This is a genomic window from Clostridium sp. UBA5119, from assembly GCF_002414285.1.
In the GTDB taxonomy this organism is placed as follows: domain Bacteria; phylum Bacillota; class Clostridia; order Clostridiales; family Clostridiaceae; genus Clostridium_J; species Clostridium_J sulfidigenes.
This window is the reverse complement of sequence record NZ_DHYX01000110.1, coordinates 9582-10264: the sequence shown is the minus strand read 5'-3', so window position 1 is coordinate 10264 and position 683 is coordinate 9582. Positions and strand designations below refer to the sequence as shown.

At 31.2% G+C, this 683-nt stretch carries 1 protein-coding gene; it reads right to left on the bottom strand.

Annotation, left to right across the window (positions count from 1 at the left end):
• Positions 1 to 62 precede the first annotated feature (62 nt).
• On the bottom strand, positions 63 to 683 hold a 621-nt coding region (locus tag B2671_RS16575), incomplete at its 5' end, for an amino acid--tRNA ligase-related protein (protein ID WP_346871396.1).

The following is a 683-nucleotide window of genomic DNA, read 5'->3' as shown; positions in this document are numbered from 1 at the left end:
TTACCCAAAAATTATTTTAATATGCAATAATTTTTGGGTAAAATTATTTTTTAAATTATATATTATTGTAGAGGTTTCATTGTTGGGAATAGTATAACATCCCTGATAGATACTGAATCAGTTAAGAACATTACTATTCTATCTATACCAATTCCAAGTCCACCTGTTGGAGGCATTCCTACCTCAAGAGCACTCATGAATTCCTCATCAATTAGATAAGCCTCATCATCTCCAAGCTCTCTTTCTTTTGCTTGTTGTTCAAATCTTTGTCTTTGAACTATAGGATCATTAAGTTCTGAATAAGCATTACAAACTTCTCTACCATAAACAAATCCTTCAAATCTCTCAGTAAAGGCTTCATTTCCACGTTTTTTCTTAGTTAATGGTGATATTTCTACTGGATAATCACAAAGGAATGTTGGTTGAATTAAATGTTCTTCAGCATATTCTTCAAATAAACCATTTAATATATCTGCCTTTGTACAATCTTTTAATTCCTTTATAAATTCTAAATGTTTTTCTTTTGCAATTTGTCTAGCTTCTTCATCTGTCTTAATTTTACTGAAGTCTACACCTGCATATTCCTTTACAGCATCAATCATAGTAATTCTTCTCCATGGTGGTGTAAAGTCTATTTCAGTTCCTTGGTAATTTACTTTAGTGCTGCCATGAACCTTCTCACA